Consider the following 14,154-nt stretch of genomic DNA (forward strand, 5'->3'; position numbering starts at 1 on the left):
GGAGAGATTGATGAATTTTCGTACTCCCGCAGTGCGGCTGGGTCTTCTGCCGGCCGGCATTGCGCTGGCGCTCGTGCCGAGCTTCGCTTCGGCACAGGAAGCAGCCTCCGGCACCACTGACCTCGATCGCATCTCGGTCACCGGCTCGCGCATCCGTGGCGCCGACATGGAGACCCAGCAGCCGATCCTGACGATGACCCGCGAATCCCTGGAAAAGCAGGGCTTCTCGAGCGTCGCTGACGTGCTGAACAACCTGACCTCGGCCGGCTCGCCGGCCATTTCGCGTTCGGAGTCGCTGGCTTCGGGCGAAAACGTCGGCGGCTACTACGTCGACATCCGCAACCTTGGCGCCGAGCGCACCCTGGTGCTGATGAACGGCAAGCGTCTTGGCGCTTCCACCGCTGGCCTGCAGGACCTGAGCCAGATCCCGATGTCGGCCGTCGAGCGCATCGAGATCCTGAAGGACGGCGCATCGTCGATCTACGGTTCCGACGCCATTGCCGGCGTGGTCAACGTGATCACCCGCAAGAACTTCGACGGCGGCGAAGCCCAGGTCTATGTCGGCCAGTACGACAATGGCGACGGCGACACCCAGCAGTATTCGATGACCCTGGGCGCTACCGGCGAGCGCGGCAGCCTGACCCTGTCGGCCGAGTACAACAAGCAGGATCCGGTGTGGGCGAAGGACCGTTGGTACAGCCGTGATGGCGGCCTGGGCCCGCTGTCGACTCCGGAAGACTGGAGCCCGATCAGCCAGAACGGCAGCTGGTGCAACCCGCTGGCCTATGACTGCTCGCGCACCTCCAAGACCGCGGTGTGGCAGACCCTGAACCAGGGCGGCAACCCGAACAACCCGGCTGACTACCACGAGCTGACCCCGGCCGAGTACGCCAACTCCAATGAGCAGATGACCCTGCTGACCGGCGTCGAGCGCAAGTCGCTGTACGTCAACGGCACCTACGACTTCACCGACACCATCAGCCTGAACACCGATGTGCTCTACAACGAGCGCAAGACGTTCCAGCAGATTGCCGGTTACCCGTACCAGTCGTCCTCGTTCACCACTCCGCTGACCGCCGGTAGCGCGTTCAACCCGGTTGGTCAGAATGTCGACTTCCGCCGCCGCCTGTGGGAAGTGCCGCGCACCACCGACAGCCAGCTGAAGACCCTGCGCTTCGCGCCGACCGTCAGCGGCTACTTCGAGCTGGCCGGCAAGACCTTCGACTGGGACGTCGGCGCGCTGTGGAACCGCAACGAGTCGGTCAAGTCCAACTACGGCGACATGAGCCTGATCGCCGCCAAGCAGGCGCTGGGCCCCTCGTTCATCGACGGAAACGGCGTTGCCCGTTGCGGCACCGCGGCCAACCCGACCGTGGGCGACTGCCTGCCGTGGAACCCGCTGCTGCCGTACGGCGTCGCTGGCGCAGGTTCGCTGTCGAACCCGGAGCTGGTGAACTTCCTGTTCCCGACCTACACCACCCGTGGTGAAACCAAGACCACCAGCTTCACCGCCAACCTGGCCGGTTCGATCGTGACCCTGCCGGCTGGCGACCTCGGCTTTGCCGTGGGCGTGGAGCACCGCAAGGAAGAAGGCAGCTATGTGCCGGACGCCTTCGCACAGTCGGGCCAGTCCACCGGCCTGGGCCAGAAGCCGACCCGCGGCGAGTACGATCTGAACGAGGTCTACCTCGAACTGAACGTGCCGATCCTGTCGGACATGGCGTTTGCCAAGGAACTGACCTTCAACGCTGCGAGCCGTTACTCGGATTACAGCAACTTCGGCGGCACCACCAACAGCAAGTTCGGCCTCACCTGGCGTCCGATGGACGAGCTGCTGGTCCGTGGCACCTACGCCGAAGGCTTCCGCGCCCCGACCATCAGCGACCTGTACGGTGGCCTGAGCTCGAGCTTCGAGTCGTACATCGATCCGTGCGGCACCACCGCGCCGGGCAGCGTCGCCGGCAATGCCGCCTGCTCCGCCGCTGGCGTGCCGGCCGACTACGTGCAGCTCGGCCAGGGCAACCGCCCGTGCTCGACCCTGCCGTGCCAGTCGGGTGACCAGTTCATCTCGGGTGCCAACCCGAACCTGTCGCCGGAAACCTCCAAGAGCAAGACCATGGGTCTGGTCTGGAGCCCGCGTTGGGTGCAGGGCCTGGACATCTCGCTGGACTGGTACCGCTACGAAATCAGCAACATGATCATTGCTGACAGCGTCGACCGCATCCTGCGCGACTGCTACGTGCTGGGTAACAGCGCCCGTTGCGAAAGCGTCGTGCGTGCCGATGACGGCCACGTCAGTGCGATCACCTACGGCACTGCCAACCTCGGCATGATGGAAACCGAAGGCTACGACCTGGGCATCAAGTACCGCCTGCCGGAGCTGGCCATCGGCCAGTTCAACATCGACTGGCAGACCAGCTACATGTCCAAGTACGACGAGCAGGGCCAGAACGCTGCCGGCGACAACATCATGATCGGTCGCGTCGGCGAAGCCGGCCTGTTCCGCGTGCGTTCGAACCTGGGCGTGAACTGGCAGTACGGCGATTTCGGTGTGAACTACACCGCGCGCTACTACTCGGGCATGAAGGAAGGCTGCATCGACACCGGCGAGTTCTGGTGCAATGCCCCGGATCACATGGCCAATGGTGAAGCCGATCCGCTGCGCAAGACCGGCTCCAACACCTTCCACGACCTGCAGGTCAGCTGGAAGGCGCCGTGGGATGCCACCATCGCCCTGGGCGCGAACAACGTGTTCGACCACAAGGGTCCGCTGATGTACTCGGCGCCGAACTCGAGCTTCGCCTACTACGGCGGCTTCGACATCGGTCGCTTCCTGTACATGAAGTACACCCAGAAGTTCTGATCCATCGGAACCCTGGTGCAGTAAAAGGAGGGCGGACCGCAAGGTCCGCCCTTTTTTCTGATCACGACCAACGGTCGTGATCCACCGATTGCATGGCGCAAAAAAAAATGGCGTGCCGAGGCACGCCATCATCGTTTCTCAAACCATCGCCGGTAGGCAACGACCGTGGGTCGTTGCGCCCTATGCGTCCGCCGTAGCGAGTCCCATCAACCCATTGGCATGGTCGCGCCACTGCGGCAGCTTGCCCAGCACGCCGGCACGCTGCAGGTACTCTTCGTCCACCGGGTCGCCGTTTACCAGCGCCAGCGCCACGTGCACCGCACCGGTCACCCAGAAGCTGCGCGTGTTCGAGCGCTGCGGCTGCAGGTGGAACGCCACTGCCTCGATGATCGGCATCGGCAAACCCCACAGTCCCAGCAGGTAGGCGCCGGCTTCGCTGTGGCCCGGGCGCGGGTCGGCATCGCTCGCCGGCTCGCTGCGTTCGTTGCGCACTCCCGGCAGCAGCAGGCCGATGTCGGCCAGCAGCGCGGCGGTTGCGCCCAGCTCGGCGCTCGACTCCGGCAGCAGCTTGGCGGCCAGCCGCGAGGCCAGCAGCGCGCGCTGCTGCAGCGCGTTGCGCTCGGCACCGGACAGGGCCGAGGCGGAAAACACCTCGCTGGCCAGGACCAGGTCACGCAGCGTGGCCAGGCCCAGCCGGGTCACCGCACTGCGCAGGTCGGAAATGGTCCGGCCGCTGTTGAAGAAGGCCGAATTGGACAGCTGCAGCACTTTGGCGGCGATCGCCGGGTCGGCCGAGACCAGCTTGGCCACGTCGGCAGTGTCGGTGTCGTCGTCGTGCTCCAGCGCCTGGGTCAGGCTCAGGTACAGGTGCGGCGGCGAAGGCAGCTTTTCGATCCGGCCGATGGCGCTGCGCAGGCGCTCGCTGTCGAGCAGCTCACGCAGCTCTTCCAGGCTGGTCAACGCTTCCAGCAGTACTTCCGGTGCCAGTGGCAACGGCAGGAACCGGTGCGCCACGCCGATCAGGCGGGCCGGCGGCGGGCGATTGCCCTGGGCCGCTTCGACCAGCGCAATGCGGATCGTTTCCGGACGCAGCGTCCGGATCTGGCCCAGCAGCGTGGTGGCGGTGAGATCGGGCAGGGCGGGGCAGGCAATGACCGCATCGATCGGCGTGGACGCCACGATGCTCATGGCCGTCTGGCCATCGGCGGCGGTCAACGGCTGCCACTCTTCCCCAAGATCGGCAATGAAATCCAACAGCTCAGCCGACAGGCTGGCTTCGTCCCCAACTAGCAGAATACGCACGACACAATCCCCTGGGTGACCACGGTGGTACGCACCGTGGACGGTGTAGAAGTCGCAATGTACCCAATTCGGCACAAACAGTGATGTGCCTCATTGTAAAAGCGTGATGCCCATCGCTCCGGCGGCGTGCCGGAGCGAGGTCATTCAGTTTCAGCCGCCGTTGGAGAGGTAGCGCTGATGGGCGTCGATCAGGATCTGCTTGGCTTCAGCAGCGCCGCCCCAGCCGTCCAGCTTGACCCACTTGCCCTTCTCCAGGTCCTTGTAGTGCTCGAAGAAGTGGCCGATGCGCTCCAGCCAGTGGCTGGACACCTGCTCGATGTCTTCCACGTGTGCGTAGCCGCTGAAGACCTTGGCAACCGGCACGGCCAGGATCTTTTCGTCGCTGCCGGCTTCGTCGCTCATCTTCAGCACGCCGACCGGACGGCAGCGCACGACCGAACCCGGGATCAGCGGCAGCGGCAGCACCACCAGCACGTCGGCCGGGTCACCGTCGCCGCACAGGGTGCTCGGCACGTAGCCGTAGTTGCACGGGTAGCGCATCGGGGTGGACAGGATGCGGTCGACGAAGATCGCGCCGGTTTCCTTGTCCACTTCGTACTTGACCGGTTCCGAGTCCTTCGGGATCTCGATGATGACGTTGATTTCTTCCGGCGGGTTCTTGCCGGGCGAGACGAGTTCCAGACCCATGGTGTGCTCCGAGAGGGGGGATGGCGCGATAAGACCTCCCATTTTATGCCTTTGCCGGCCGCCGTGCAGGGTGGGTCGCAGCCGACCTGATGCCGCGGCAATCGCCGACCGCCACCCGGGCGCCACGCTGATCGTCCCGGAGGCGGGACCGGCGCAAGGTAGGGCACCTGCCACGGAGTCCGCCCATGACCGCTCGAGCCCCCCGATTCCACCGCGCCCTGCCGCTGTTGGCACCCCTGCTCCTGCTGTCCCTGGCCCTGCCGGCCCTGGCAGGCACCCGTACACCGCGCTACATCGACCTGGCCGAGCGGCTCGGGCCAGGCGAGCCGGCCGACGACACCGCCTACCGGGAACTCAACCGCTGGCTGGTGGACGAATTCACCGATGCCTGCCCGGACGCGTTCTGCGCCGGGGCCGTGGACAATTACCGGCCGCTGCGCCTGGACTGCGTGGTCGATACCCGCACCGACCAGATCCATGCCTGCCGCTTCGCCGTGGTCGCCAGCCAGACCCGGGTCGACCCCGCCAACGGCGCCATCACCACCGAGCTCAGCCAGTGGTACTGCCGGCTGCCGCTGCAGCCGGGCCTGCCTGCGGGCACGTTCCTCGCCCACATGACCACCCTGCAGCCGGACAGCTCCGGCTATCTGTTCAACCGCCTGCCCGGAAGCGGGCTGTCGCTGTTCGACGTCCTCCGCCGCTGCCTGTCCTGACCCGCCTTTCAAGGAGATCTGCCATGACTGTTGTGCCACCCCTGCTCCGGACCTCTCTTCTGGCTGCCGCGCTGACCGTGCTGTGGCCCGGCCCGTCGGCCAGCGCCGCGCCGGTGATTCCGCCGACGCATGTTGATCTGGTCGACTACCCCACGCCGCAGGCGCAGTGGAACGCCTTCCGCGACCTCCGGCACCGCCTGGAAAACGACTTCGATGACGTCTGCGCCGACACCTTCTGCGAGGGCGAATACAGCGATTACCACTCGATGAAGCTGCGCTGCTCGGTGGAGCGGGTGAGCGGGCGGGTCAACAGCTGCGGCTGGGCCTTCGCCGCCAGCGAACTGCAGGTGGACCCGGACACCGGTGCGCTGGTCGCCCGGCAACCCACCTGGCTGTGCCGCTTCCCGATCGGCGCCCACACCACCGTGGAAGCATTGCTGGCCTCGCTGGACGGACCGAAGCCGCTGTTCCAGCCGCTGCCCGGCACGGGCAGGACCGTGTTCGACGCATTGGCCAACTGCCTGCGCTAGCCTGCGGGCATGGATTCACTGCTTGCCGCCGCCGCCCGCGCCCTTGCCGCGGGCGATGTCCTGACCGCGCTGGGCCATGTGGCCCTGCGTGGTGATCCCCCGGCACTGGCGCTGCGTGGCGTGGCCATGGCCCAGCTGGGCGAGCTGGAGCGCGCACGCGAGCTGCTGCGGCTGGCCCGGCGCGGCTTCGGCGCCGACGAGGTCCTGGCCCGGGCGCGCTGCGTGGTGGCGGAGGCCGAAGTGGCGTTGGCGCTGCGCGACCTTACCGGCCCCATCCTTCCCCTGCAGCTCGCCGCTGCCGAACTGGCCCGGCGTGGCGACCCGCATAACGCCTGCCAGGCCTGGCTGATCCTGGCGCGCCGCGGGTTGCTGCTGGGTCGTCGGCAGGAAGCCGCCGAGGCCCTGGCCCGCCTGCGCGGCGGCACATCCATCCCGGCCCTGGCGGCGATGGCCTCCCTGACCGAGGCCGGGCTGGCCGCGTGCGCGTTGCAGATGCCCCGCGCGCTGGCCGCGCTCGAGCATGCCGAGGGAGCCGCCCGCGCATCGGGAATCGCGGCGCTGCAGAGCGAAGTGGCCCAGGCCCGCAGACAGCTCTCGCAGCCTGCCGCTCGCAGGCTTCAGGGCACGAGCGACGCCGCCCTGGACCTTGCCGCCGTACAGCGCCTGCTCGACTCGCCAGCGTGCGTCATCGACGGCTGCCGCCGTGGCGTGTGGTCGGGCGGACGCTGGCGCCCGCTGGCACGTCGCCCGCTGTTGTTCGCCCTGTTGCATGCGCTCGGCCGGGCCTGGCCGGCCGATGTCGACCGCGACCTGCTGATTGCCGAGGTATTCCGCACCGGGGCCGGTGACCACACCCACCGTGCGCGCCTGCGTGTGGAGGTGGGGCGGCTGCGCGTGGCGCTGCAGGACCTGCTGCATATCGATGCCACCGACATCGGTTACCGCTTGCGGGCGCCGCCCGGCGTCGATGTGGCGGTGCTGGCGCCGCCGCAGGAGGGAGAGCCGGCGGCGCTGGAAGCGCTGCTGGGCGATGGTGCGGCCTGGTCCACCTCGGCGCTGGCGCTGGCCGTGGGCGCCAGCCAGCGCACCGTGCAGCGCGAGCTGGCAGCGCTGGAGGCAGCGCGGCGGGTACGCAGCCACGGCCGCGGACGTGCACAGCGCTGGCTCGGTGCACCGCGGGTGGGATTCACGACGATCTTGTTACTCCCAGCTTCGCTGCCAGGCGACTAGTGTCGTTGCCAGGCACCCCTTCCGACGTGCCAGGAGATGCGGGAATGAACACGACCACTGCAGATGTGATCCGGGAGTACGGCCCCTTCGCAGGCGCCGAAGCCGTGCACGGGGTCAGCTTCGATGGCCGCCACGTATGGGCCGCCGTGGGCGCCGAACTGCTGGCGATCGACCCGGAAACCGGCCGCACCGTGCAGTCGCTGGCGGTGCCAGGCGACGCCGGCACCGCCTTCGATGGAACCCACCTCTATCAGATCGCCGAAGCACGGATCGACCGGATCGACCCGCGGACCGGTGAGGTACTGGGCTCGATCCCCGCGCCCGGCGGTGGCGCGGACTCCGGGATGGCCTGGGCCGAAGGCAGCCTGTGGGTAGGGCAGTACCGCAACCGCCGCATCCACCAGATCGATCCGGCCGATGGGCGCGTACTGCGCACGATCGAATCGGACCGCTTCGTCACCGGTGTGACCTGGGTCGATGGCCAGCTCTGGCACGGGACCGACGACGGCGAACGCAGCGACATCCGCCGCGTGGACCCGATCAGCGGTGAAGTGCTCGAGCGCCTGCAGATGCCCGACGGCATGCATGTCAGTGGCCTGGAGTCGGACGGTGGCAGCGTGTTCTATGCCGGCGGCGGGCGCAGCGGAAAGCTGCGTGCGGTACGTCGCCCGCGCGATTGACGTAGGGCGGGGCGGTACTAGCGCGCCACCGAATCGGCATGCAGCGCTTCGTTGAGTTCGTCGACCACGATCGCCCAGTCGGCATCCTCCTTCAACTGTTCGCCGAGGAACTGACGCTGGGCCGCGCTCCAGTAAGTCGCCTCGGTGACCTTGACGTCGGCCGGCAGCTGGTGGCCGAGGATGAACGCGGCGATGGCCTCGTTGCTGGACTCCAGGCCCAGCTGTTCGAACAACGTGGTCATGCGCGATTCGGTGGTGTCCATCATGGCAATCCTGGGTGGGGCGGAAGAATGCGCCATTATCAACACCCCGAAGTGATGATGGCATCGCCGGAATGGGGGAGCAGGCCCACCCGTCCATCCCGCTTGCGGTAGTCTGCTTGGCAGGCGTCTTACCCCTGTGTCGTGCGCTGCGCGGCATTGCCAACTTTTCCTGCCAGAACGCCATGAACGCCCCCGAGACCCTTGAAGCCACCCGCAGCCAACGCCTGAAGGCCGCTACCCGCGACAGCCACGGCGCGCTGGACAAACGCATCATGGCCGGCGACATCTTCGCCGACCGCGACCGTTTTGCCCGCTTCCTGCGCGTGCAGTACCGCTTCCATCGCGATATCGACGCGCTATATGCCAACGCCGCGCTGGATGCGCTGCTACCGGACCTTGCCGAACGCCGGCGGCTGCCGGAGGTGACCCGCGACCTGCGCGATCTGGAACAGATCCTGCCGGAGCCGGTGTCGATGCGGCTGGACCCGGACCTGCCGCTGGCGGCGGCGCTGGGCTGGCTGTACGTGGCCGAGGGCTCCAACCTGGGCGGCACCGTCCTCTACAAGATGGCGGCACAGCTGGGCCTGGACGCGGATTTCGGCGCGCGGCACCTGGCCGCGCATCCCGATGGTGCGGCACGCCACTGGCGTGCCTTCACCGCAGCGCTGGACAGCGTGGAGCTGACCGACGCCGAAGAGCAGCAGGTGATCGAGGCCGCCAACGCGGCGTTCCGCAGCGTGCACGACCATGTCGAACTGGAATTCGCATGAGCGCTGACGGCCAGCCTCGGGCACCCTGACCGCTACAGCAACGGCACCAGCAGCAGCGCCACGATGTTGATGATCTTGATCAACGGGTTGATCGCCGGCCCCGCGGTGTCCTTGTAGGGATCGCCGACGGTATCGCCGGTCACCGCCGCCTTGTGCGCTTCGCTGCCCTTGCCGCCGAAATGCCCGTCTTCGATGTACTTCTTGGCATTGTCCCAGGCGCCGCCGCCGGTGGTCATCGAGATCGCCACGAACAGGCCGGTGACGATGGTGCCGATCAGCAGCCCACCCAGCGCGCGCGGCCCGAGCAGCAGCCCGACCACCACCGGCACCACCACCGGCAGCAGCGAGGGGACGATCATTTCGCGGATCGCCGAACGGGTCAGCATGTCCACCGCGCGGTCGTACTGCGGCTTGCCGGTGCCCTGCATGATCCCGGGAATCTCGCGGAACTGCCGTCGCACCTCCTCCACCACCGCCCCGGCGGCGCGGCCGACCGCCTCCATTGCCATGGCGCCGAACAGGTAGGGGATCAGGCCGCCGATCAACAGGCCGATGATCACCGTGTGGTCGGAAAGGTCGAAGGCGAATACTTCGCCCGGGTTCGCCGCCTGCAGGTTGTGGGTGTAGTCGGCGAACAGCACCAGCGCGGCCAGCGCCGCGGACCCGATCGCATAGCCCTTGGTCACCGCCTTGGTGGTGTTGCCCACCGCATCCAGCGGGTCGGTGATGTTGCGGATTTCCGGCGGCAGTTCGGCCATTTCGGCGATGCCGCCGGCGTTGTCGGTGATCGGTCCGTACGCGTCCAGCGCCACGATCATGCCGGCCATTGACAGCATCGCGGTGGCGGCGATGGCGATGCCGTACAGCCCGCCGTGCAGGTGTGCCAGCCAGATCGCCAGGCACACCGCGATCACCGGGAGCGCGGTCGACTTCATCGACACCCCCAGCCCGGCAATGATGTTGGTGCCGTGCCCGGTAGTGGAAGCCTGTGCCACGTGCTGCACCGGCTTGTACTGGGTACCGGTGTAGTACTCGGTGATCCACACGATCAACCCGGTCAGGACCAGTCCGATCAGCGCGCAGAGGTACAGGTTGAACGCACCATGCGCGTTGTCCGGCATCAACTGCAGGGTAATCGGGTAGAACGCGATCGCGGCCAGCACGCCCGACACGATCACGCCCTTGTAAAGCGCACCCATGATCGAGCCGCCTGGTTTCACCTTGACGAACAGCGCACCGATGATCGAGGCGATGATCGACACCCCGCCCAGCACCAGCGGGTACAGGATCGCATTGCGCCCGGCCTCGGCGATCATCAGGCTGCCCAGCAGCATGGTGGCGATCACCGTCACCGCGTAGGTCTCGAACAGGTCGGCGGCCATGCCGGCGCAGTCGCCAACGTTGTCGCCGACGTTGTCGGCGATCACCGCCGGGTTGCGCGGGTCGTCCTCGGGAATGCCGGCCTCGACCTTGCCCACCAGGTCGGCGCCGACGTCGGCGCCCTTGGTGAAGATGCCGCCGCCAAGCCGGGCGAAGATCGAGATCAGCGACGAGCCGAACGCCAGCCCGACCAGCGCATGCAGCGCGGCGCCGGTATCCAGCCCCAGGCGCAGCAGCAGCGCGTAGTACCCGGCCACGCCAAGCAGGCCCAGCCCGACCACCAGCATGCCGGTGATCGCACCGCCGCGGAACGCCACGTCCATGGCCGCACCGAGGCCATGGCGTGCCGCCTCGGCGGTACGCACATTGGCGCGTACCGACACGTTCATGCCGATGTAGCCGGCCGCGCCGGACAGCACCGCACCGATCGCGAAGCCGATCGCGGTGTACCAGCTGAGGAAGAACCCGACCAGCACCAACAGCACCACGCCGGCGATGCCGATGGTCAGGTATTGGCGGTTGAGGTAGGCGCGCGCGCCTTCCTGGATGGCGGCGGCGATTTCCTGCATGCGGGCATTGCCGGCCGGTTGCCGGAGAATCCAGCGTGCCGAAACGATGCCGTAGAGAATCGCAAGAATGGCGCAGAACAACGCAAGTGAAAGCCCATGACGTTCCAGCATGTCCCCTCCCGGGTGATGGATGGCATCCAGTCGACGGACGAACCTCACCACGTGGGACACAACGGGCTGCAACGATGGACCAACCCGTTCAGACCGTACCCGGTCATCAAGCGTGTGGCTTTGTTCAGCAATCCTGGAGCGCCCCCCGAGTATGCAATGAAAATATCGCCCCTGCCCAGCGATTGCGCCCAACAGCCCAACGAAGCCCAGATCCAGGGCGCACGAGGCTGTAGCGCCGACCGTTGGTCGGCTCCGCGGTTCGCGCACACCCACCCGCCCCGGCAGCACCCCCTTGCCACACCGTTCATCCCCCCCAAGCCACCCTCACCTCCACCCCAACGGAGGCTTCCCCCATGTCCCCCCGCCACCTCATCCTGCTGGCCCTGCTCCCCTGCGCAACCACGTTCGCCGCCGAAACCCCCGAACTGCAACGCCCGACCGGCACGCCGCAGGCGGTCAATACCGTGCACACCCTGCGCCAGATTCCCGAAGCCTGCGCGCGCCTGGAAGGCAGCTTCACCGGTGACCCCGCCCAGCCCTACCGCTTCAACGTGGTCCGCACCAGCGAGCAGTGCCAGCCGCGCGCCCGTTTCGTCGACTTCGAAAAAGCCCAGCCCAGCGTAGCCAAGGGCTGGAAACTCAACGACGTGATCCGCGTGCCCAGCGCGGCGTGCCCCGCGCAGCAGGCGGTGGTGCGGGTGTGGCGCCTGCCGGTGGAACAGAAGCCGCAGCTCGACGGCCAAGGCCAGTCGCGCATCTACCTGGAGGAGGCGAAGAAGCAGGCCGCCGCCGGCAAGACGGCGCAGATCCCCATGTTCGCCGCGCAACTGGCGGTGGAAGGCGCCGCCTGCCGCTGACCTTACGCCTCGAACGCCGGCAGCTTCTTTTTCACCGCCACGTTCTTCAGCGTCACATACTTCGGCAACCCATCCGCGCCATAGGGCAGCGGGGCCTCGCCCTTGATCAGCGGCGACAGGTAGGCGCGTGCCTTGTCGGTGATGCCGAAGCCATCGCGGCGGATGAAGCCGGCCGGCATCTTCTTCTCGTGGTTGGCGACCTTGTGCAGCGGTGCCGGTTCGATCTTCCAGCGATAGGGCGCGTCGCTGCTGCGCACGATCACCGGCATCACCGCGTTCTGGCCCTTCAGTGCGTACTGCACCGCCGCCTTGCCCACGGCCTGCGCCTGTTCCCAGTCGGTCTTCGAGGCGATATGGCGCGCAGACCGCTGGAGGTAGTCGGGCAGGGTCCAGTGCACTTTGTAGCCCAGCGCGTCCTTGACCCGCGCGGCCAGCTGCGAGGCCACGCCGCCCAGCTGGGTGTGCCCGAACGAGTCCTTGCCGCCGCCGGCATCTGCCACGAAGCGGCCATCGGCGGTCTGGATGCCTTCGGAGGCGACCACCACGCAGTGGCCCACGCGTTCCACCACCTGCTTAACCTTGGCCAGGAACGCGGCCTCGTCGTAGGCGCGCTCGGGCAGCAGAATGATGTGCGGGGCCTCGTCGGGCCCGTTGCCGGCCAGCCCGGCTGCCGCCGCCAGCCAGCCGGCGTGCCGACCCATGGCCTCGTACACGAACACCTTGGTCGAGGTTTCGGCCATGGCCGCCACGTCCAACGCCGCCTCGCGCACCGACACGGCGGTGTACTTGGCCGCCGAACCGAAGCCCGGGCAGGTGTCGGTCACCGCCAGATCGTTGTCGATGGTCTTGGGCACGCCGATGCAGGTCAGGTCGTAGTTGAACGCCTTGGCCAGCTGGGACACCTTCCAGGCCGTATCGGCCGAATCGTTGCCGCCGTTGTAGAGGAACCAGCGCACGTCGTGCGCCTGCAGCACCGCCAGCAGGCGCTCGTAGCGGGCGCGGTCGGCGTCCAGCGATTTGAGCTTGTAGCGGCATGAGCCGAACGCGCCGCCCGGGGTGTGGGCCAGCGCCGCGATCGCCGCGGCCGATTCCTTCGAGGTGTCGATCAGCTCCTCGCGCAGGGCGCCCAGGATGCCGTTGCGCGCCGCCAAGACCTTGATTCCCTTGGCCCTGGCGGTACCGATCACCGCCGAGGCGGTGGCGTTGATGACGGCGGTGACGCCGCCTGACTGGGCGTAGAGCAGGGTACCTTTGGACATGGCTGGACCTTTTTCGGGGGGAAGGACATTGCAGGGACATTACCGGTATGAGGTAAAGTGCGTGTATTGCGGTGCAGCGTGATTGTGAATAATCACGGGGCGCGCGCCCTTCCGTTTTTTACCAAGTTGGAGTCAGGTTGATGCGATTGGTTCTGTTGGGACCGCCCGGTTCGGGCAAGGGGACACAGGCGACGCGCCTGAAGGAACACCTCGACATTGCGCACATTTCCACCGGTGACCTGCTGCGGGCCGAAGTAGCCGCCGGCACCGAGCTGGGCAAGCAGGCCAAGGCCGTGATGGATGCCGGCAACCTGGTGTCCGACGACATCCTGCTGGGCATGCTCGAATCGCGCCTGGGCCAGGCGGACGTGGCCAAGGGCTTCATCCTGGATGGTTATCCGCGCAACGTGGCCCAGGCCAATGCGCTGGACGCCCTGCTGGCGAAGATCGGCCAGCCGCTGGATGCGGTGGTGCAGCTGGATGTGCCAAGCGAACTGCTGGTCGAGCGCATTGCCGGCCGCGCGCAGGAGCAGGGCCGCGCCGACGACAGTCCCGAATCGGTGCGCCAGCGTCTTCGCGTGTACACCGAGCAGACCGCGCCGGTGGTGGACTTCTATGCCGATCGCGGCACGCTGGCGCGCGTCGATGGCGTGGGCGGGCTGGAAGAAGTGGAAGCCCGCATCCACGCGGCGATCAAGGCCTGACAACCTACACGCGCACGCCCGGTCCTATCGGAACCGGGCGTGCGGTGTAGAGCGCCAGCGATCGGGCCTGCTCAGAGCCCCACAATATGAGCCCCCCTGGGGATGGCCTCTTGGGGAGTAGGACCATCGGGGGTACTGCGGCTGGCGCGATGAATTGTGTACGTGTTCACAGTACATCGCTATCGGGAATTCCCTGACAGCGCGCGCGCAAAGCCACGCGCTGTCGTCCCACAGTC

The 14,154-nt window shown here is 67.3% G+C and carries 13 protein-coding genes; 8 read left to right on the top strand and 5 right to left on the bottom strand.

What is annotated here, in order from left to right; translation table 11 throughout:
- Window positions 1-10 precede the first annotated feature (10 nt).
- Window positions 11-2,863: a TonB-dependent receptor gene (locus FSZ13_RS09460; RefSeq protein ID WP_145479272.1), complete on the top strand. Its 2,853-nt coding sequence runs from the start codon at window positions 11-13 to the stop codon at window positions 2,861-2,863.
- 180 nt (window positions 2,864-3,043) lie between these two features.
- Here the strand turns inward: FSZ13_RS09460 and FSZ13_RS09465 are convergent, their stop codons facing one another.
- Both FSZ13_RS09465 and ppa read right to left on the bottom strand, forming a co-directional pair.
- Window positions 3,044-4,165, bottom strand: coding sequence for an HDOD domain-containing protein (locus FSZ13_RS09465; protein WP_145479273.1), 1,122 nt, complete (start codon window positions 4,163-4,165; stop codon window positions 3,044-3,046).
- 150 nt (window positions 4,166-4,315) lie between these two features.
- Complete coding sequence (ppa, locus tag FSZ13_RS09470) at window positions 4,316-4,852, bottom strand: inorganic diphosphatase (protein WP_145479274.1); 537 nt, start codon at window positions 4,850-4,852, stop codon at window positions 4,316-4,318.
- Window positions 4,853-5,037: 185 nt separating this feature from the next.
- Between ppa and FSZ13_RS09475 the strand changes: the two genes are divergently transcribed.
- From FSZ13_RS09475 to FSZ13_RS09490, 4 genes are read left to right on the top strand one after another with little or no spacing between them, the layout of a single operon-like run.
- A complete protein-coding gene (locus tag FSZ13_RS09475; RefSeq protein ID WP_145479275.1) occupies window positions 5,038-5,565 on the top strand; it encodes a hypothetical protein in 528 nt (175 codons plus the stop codon).
- Between the two features lie 23 nt (window positions 5,566-5,588).
- Complete coding sequence (locus tag FSZ13_RS09480) at window positions 5,589-6,095, top strand: hypothetical protein (protein WP_145479276.1); 507 nt, start codon at window positions 5,589-5,591, stop codon at window positions 6,093-6,095.
- Window positions 6,096-6,104: 9 nt separating this feature from the next.
- The gene (locus FSZ13_RS09485) at window positions 6,105-7,325 is read left to right on the top strand and encodes a helix-turn-helix domain-containing protein (protein ID WP_145479277.1); all 1,221 of its coding nucleotides are present in this window, start codon (window positions 6,105-6,107) and stop codon (window positions 7,323-7,325) included.
- Window positions 7,326-7,369: 44 nt separating this feature from the next.
- On the top strand, window positions 7,370-8,005 hold the full coding sequence (locus FSZ13_RS09490) for a DUF5074 domain-containing protein (RefSeq protein WP_145479278.1): 636 nt from the start codon (window positions 7,370-7,372) through the stop codon (window positions 8,003-8,005).
- Window positions 8,006-8,022: 17 nt separating this feature from the next.
- Here FSZ13_RS09490 and FSZ13_RS09495 read toward each other — a convergent pair whose 3' ends face one another.
- Entirely contained in the window at window positions 8,023-8,268 is a 246-nt protein-coding gene (locus tag FSZ13_RS09495; RefSeq protein ID WP_145479279.1) for a DUF2789 domain-containing protein, read from the bottom strand.
- Window positions 8,269-8,450: 182 nt separating this feature from the next.
- Between FSZ13_RS09495 and FSZ13_RS09500 the strand changes: the two genes are divergently transcribed.
- On the top strand, window positions 8,451-9,038 hold the full coding sequence (locus FSZ13_RS09500) for a biliverdin-producing heme oxygenase (RefSeq protein ID WP_145479280.1): 588 nt from the start codon (window positions 8,451-8,453) through the stop codon (window positions 9,036-9,038).
- Between the two features lie 32 nt (window positions 9,039-9,070).
- Here FSZ13_RS09500 and FSZ13_RS09505 read toward each other — a convergent pair whose 3' ends face one another.
- Window positions 9,071-11,098: a sodium-translocating pyrophosphatase gene (locus tag FSZ13_RS09505; protein WP_145479281.1), complete on the bottom strand. Its 2,028-nt coding sequence runs from the start codon at window positions 11,096-11,098 to the stop codon at window positions 9,071-9,073.
- 353 nt (window positions 11,099-11,451) lie between these two features.
- On the opposite strand from FSZ13_RS09505, the gene FSZ13_RS09510 reads away from it, so the two are divergent.
- The gene (locus FSZ13_RS09510; RefSeq protein WP_145479282.1) at window positions 11,452-11,955 is read left to right on the top strand and encodes a hypothetical protein; all 504 of its coding nucleotides are present in this window, start codon (window positions 11,452-11,454) and stop codon (window positions 11,953-11,955) included.
- 2 nt (window positions 11,956-11,957) lie between these two features.
- Here the strand turns inward: FSZ13_RS09510 and FSZ13_RS09515 are convergent, their stop codons facing one another.
- Window positions 11,958-13,214: a 6-phosphofructokinase gene (locus FSZ13_RS09515; RefSeq protein ID WP_145479283.1), complete on the bottom strand. Its 1,257-nt coding sequence runs from the start codon at window positions 13,212-13,214 to the stop codon at window positions 11,958-11,960.
- Window positions 13,215-13,354: 140 nt separating this feature from the next.
- On the opposite strand from FSZ13_RS09515, the gene FSZ13_RS09520 reads away from it, so the two are divergent.
- The gene (locus FSZ13_RS09520; protein ID WP_145479284.1) at window positions 13,355-13,918 is read left to right on the top strand and encodes an adenylate kinase; all 564 of its coding nucleotides are present in this window, start codon (window positions 13,355-13,357) and stop codon (window positions 13,916-13,918) included.
- Window positions 13,919-14,154 lie beyond the last annotated feature (236 nt).

The sequence above is a fragment of the Stenotrophomonas rhizophila genome (genome assembly GCF_007667275.1).
Taxonomy (GTDB): Bacteria; Pseudomonadota; Gammaproteobacteria; order Xanthomonadales; family Xanthomonadaceae; genus Stenotrophomonas; species Stenotrophomonas maltophilia_AE.

Bases quoted from the DNA above. Each gene is read 5' to 3' on its own strand.
- FSZ13_RS09460 (WP_145479272.1), top strand. From the start codon at position 11: ATGAATTTTCGTACTCCCGCAGTGCGGCTGGGTCTTCTGCCGGCCGGC.
- ppa (WP_145479274.1), bottom strand. From the start codon at position 4,852: ATGGGTCTGGAACTCGTCTCGCCCGGCAAGAACCCGCCGGAAGAAATC.
- FSZ13_RS09475 (WP_145479275.1), top strand. From the start codon at position 5,038: ATGACCGCTCGAGCCCCCCGATTCCACCGCGCCCTGCCGCTGTTGGCA.
- FSZ13_RS09480 (WP_145479276.1), top strand. From the start codon at position 5,589: ATGACTGTTGTGCCACCCCTGCTCCGGACCTCTCTTCTGGCTGCCGCG.
- FSZ13_RS09485 (WP_145479277.1), top strand. From the start codon at position 6,105: ATGGATTCACTGCTTGCCGCCGCCGCCCGCGCCCTTGCCGCGGGCGAT.
- FSZ13_RS09490 (WP_145479278.1), top strand. From the start codon at position 7,370: ATGAACACGACCACTGCAGATGTGATCCGGGAGTACGGCCCCTTCGCA.
- FSZ13_RS09495 (WP_145479279.1), bottom strand. From the start codon at position 8,268: ATGGACACCACCGAATCGCGCATGACCACGTTGTTCGAACAGCTGGGC.
- FSZ13_RS09500 (WP_145479280.1), top strand. From the start codon at position 8,451: ATGAACGCCCCCGAGACCCTTGAAGCCACCCGCAGCCAACGCCTGAAG.
- FSZ13_RS09505 (WP_145479281.1), bottom strand. From the start codon at position 11,098: ATGCTGGAACGTCATGGGCTTTCACTTGCGTTGTTCTGCGCCATTCTT.
- FSZ13_RS09510 (WP_145479282.1), top strand. From the start codon at position 11,452: ATGTCCCCCCGCCACCTCATCCTGCTGGCCCTGCTCCCCTGCGCAACC.
- FSZ13_RS09515 (WP_145479283.1), bottom strand. From the start codon at position 13,214: ATGTCCAAAGGTACCCTGCTCTACGCCCAGTCAGGCGGCGTCACCGCC.
- FSZ13_RS09520 (WP_145479284.1), top strand. From the start codon at position 13,355: ATGCGATTGGTTCTGTTGGGACCGCCCGGTTCGGGCAAGGGGACACAG.